The following is a 2,563-nucleotide window of genomic DNA, read 5'->3' on the forward strand; positions in this document are numbered from 1 at the left end:
GGGGGGGTCATGCACCACCTCCCTTCGGCCCCCACCACACCGGGCAACGGAACCAACTCGGGCGCACGGGGCAGGGGGTGGGCCGGCGGGGCCGCCACGCGGCACCGGGGGGGCGGCCACGGCCGCTATCGCGTCCGGCATCGGTCAGGCCATGCTTCCGGCGAACTTCTTACGGCGTGCCGCGTACAGGCCCGTTCCGGCGACCACCAGCATGGCGAGGCCGCCCGTGGTGACCGCCGGGGAGGCGAGCCCGCCGCCGCCGGTGTGCATGCCGCCGCTGGGCTTCTCGTGGCTGCCGCTCCAGCCGCCGCCGTCGTGCTTGCCGCCACCGGAGTCCTGGCCCTGCTCGCTGTCCTTGTCCTTGTCCTTGTAGGTCTCCGGGTCGTACTTGGGGTTGGTGTGCTCCTTGCTGTAGGAGGAGTCCGACGAGTCCCAGTCGCCCCCGGCCGCGTGCGCGCCGGGTGCGCCGAGGACGAGGACGGCCGAGGCCGCCGCCGTGGTCAGGAGGATGCGGGCAGAGCGCATGTGATGTTCCTTCCGTCGGTGGCCGGGCAGCTGCTGCTTCGTCAGCTGAGGTGTCCCGCCCCCGACGTGATCCACCGTCAGTCAGCCCGGCGTTCGCCACCACTCAAGGCGCTCACCCGGGTGACACCCGCCCGCATCCGGCGGAACGTCAGACGGATCCCAGCAGGGTGTCCAGCACCTGACGCAGCGTCGACTCGGCGTCCGCGACCGGCCTCTGGGACCGCCAGGCCACGAATCCGTCGGGCCGTACCAGTACGGCGCCTTCGGGCGTCGTACCGTGCGCGGCCGACCAGTCCGTGTCGCCCTCGGGCGTCAGCTCGGCGCCCGGTCCCTCGCCCACCCGGTACGACGCCAGCGGGACGGACGTCTCCCCGGCGAGGCGGACGGCGGCCTCGTGCCAGCTCGGGGCCTCGGCGCCGCTGAGCAGGACGAGGGAGCGTTCGTAGAGGTCGAGGGTGGAGATCCGTTCCCCTTGGCGTCGTACGACCAGGTGGGGTGCCCTGCTGCCGGGTTCGCCGGACAGGTCCAGGCGGTCCGGGACGACCGGGGTAGCGGGATCGGCGCCCACGACGGCGCCCTGCGGATAGCGGTAGCCGAGGGCCACGTTGAGGATGCCGCGCTGCGGGCCGCCGCCGGTGCCGGGGGGCGGGGCGTAGCCGGGGTGGCTGTGCTCGGCCGACCGGGCGGCGGCGCGGGCACTGGTCGCCTCCGCCACCGGGCGCCGCTCGGCGTCGTAGGAGTCGAGCAGCGTCTCCCCGGCCCAGCCGTCGAGGACCGCGGCGAGCTTCCAGGCGAGGTTGTGCGCGTCCTGGATACCGGTGTTGGAGCCGAACGCCCCGGTGGGGGACATCTCGTGGGCCGAGTCGCCGGCCAGGAAGACGCGCCCCGACCGGTAGCTGCGGGCGACCCGCTGGGCCGCGTGCCAGGGGGCCCGGCCGGTGATCTCTACGTCGAGATCGGCGACGCCGACCGCGCGGCGGATGTGGTCGACGCACCGCTCGTCGGTGAACTCCTCCAGCGTTTCGCCGCGTTCGGGGTGCCAGGGCGCGTGGAAGACCCAGTTCTCCCGGTTGTCCACGGGCAGCAGGGCGCCGTCGGCCTCCGGGTCGGTCAGGTAGCAGACGATGAACCGGCGCTCGCCGACGACGTCGGCGAGGCGGCGGGAGCGGAAGGTGATGCTGACGTTGCTGAACAGGTCACCGGGACCGCTCTGGCCGATGCCGAGCTGCTCGCGGACGGGGCTGCGGGGGCCGTCGGCGGCGACGAGGTAGTCCGCGAGGACGGTGGTGTGCTCGCCGGTCTCCCGGCTCTTGAGGATCGCGGTGACGCCGGAGGGCCCGGTGTCGAACGACAGCAGTTCGGTGGCGTACCGCAGGTCGCCGCCGAGCCGCGTGGCGTGGTCGAGGAGCACGGGCTCGAGGTCGTTCTGGCTGCACAGGCACCATGAGCTGGGGCTGAAGCGGGCCAGTCCGCCGCCTGCGTCGATCTCCTTGAACAGCCACTCGCCGGCGTCGCCGACCAGCGTGGGGGTCTGCAGGATCCCGTGGTTGTCGGCCAGGGTGGCGGCGGCCTGACGGATCGTCGGCTCGACGCCGGCCGTCCGGAACAGTTCCATCGTGCGCACGTTGTTGCCGCGGCCGCGGGGGTGGATGGAGGTGCCGGCGTGCCGCTCCACCAGTGTGTGCCGTACGCCCAGTCGGCCCAGGAAGACCGAGGTCGACAGGCCGACGAGGGAACCGCCGACGATGAGGACGGGGACCCGGTGGGTGGTGGGTTCGGCTTGGGCAGCTCTTTGGTTCATCACTCGCCTCCAGCGCGTCGTGTCCGCCGACTCGTCCGGGTGCGGCGGCGAGCTTCATGCATGCCCCGCGACACGATCACGGGCACAGGCTTCACCCGCTCAACACGCCCCGTTCCCCGAGTCGGCGGGCACCGCACGCGACGGCGGCTTCGACACGCGCGGGGCCCCGATGCCGTACGGCATCGGGGGCCCGGGGGGTAGGGTCAGGGAGGGCCGCCGACGGGTATGTGAGGCGCC

The 2,563-nt window shown here is 73.3% G+C and carries 2 protein-coding genes; both read right to left on the reverse strand.

Annotated elements, in window-relative coordinates; all coding sequences use genetic code 11:
- Positions 1 to 144: 144 nt before the first annotated feature.
- Positions 145 to 525 carry a hypothetical protein gene (locus tag ACFVYN_RS28355; protein ID WP_390003247.1) on the reverse strand — a complete coding sequence of 127 codons (381 nt, stop codon included), beginning with the start codon at positions 523 to 525 and terminating at the stop codon, positions 145 to 147.
- A gap of 148 nt (positions 526 to 673) precedes the next feature.
- Positions 674 to 2,326: an FAD-dependent oxidoreductase gene (locus tag ACFVYN_RS28360; protein WP_390003248.1), complete on the reverse strand. Its 1,653-nt coding sequence runs from the start codon at positions 2,324 to 2,326 to the stop codon at positions 674 to 676.
- Positions 2,327 to 2,563 lie beyond the last annotated feature (237 nt).

It is taken from the genome of Streptomyces sp. NPDC058307 (assembly GCF_042880295.1).
Taxonomy (GTDB): domain Bacteria; phylum Actinomycetota; class Actinomycetes; order Streptomycetales; family Streptomycetaceae; genus Streptomyces.

Bases quoted from the DNA above. Each gene is read 5' to 3' on its own strand.
- ACFVYN_RS28360 (WP_390003248.1), bottom strand. From the start codon at position 2,326: ATGAACCAAAGAGCTGCCCAAGCCGAACCCACCACCCACCGGGTCCCC.
- ACFVYN_RS28355 (WP_390003247.1), bottom strand. From the start codon at position 525: ATGCGCTCTGCCCGCATCCTCCTGACCACGGCGGCGGCCTCGGCCGTC.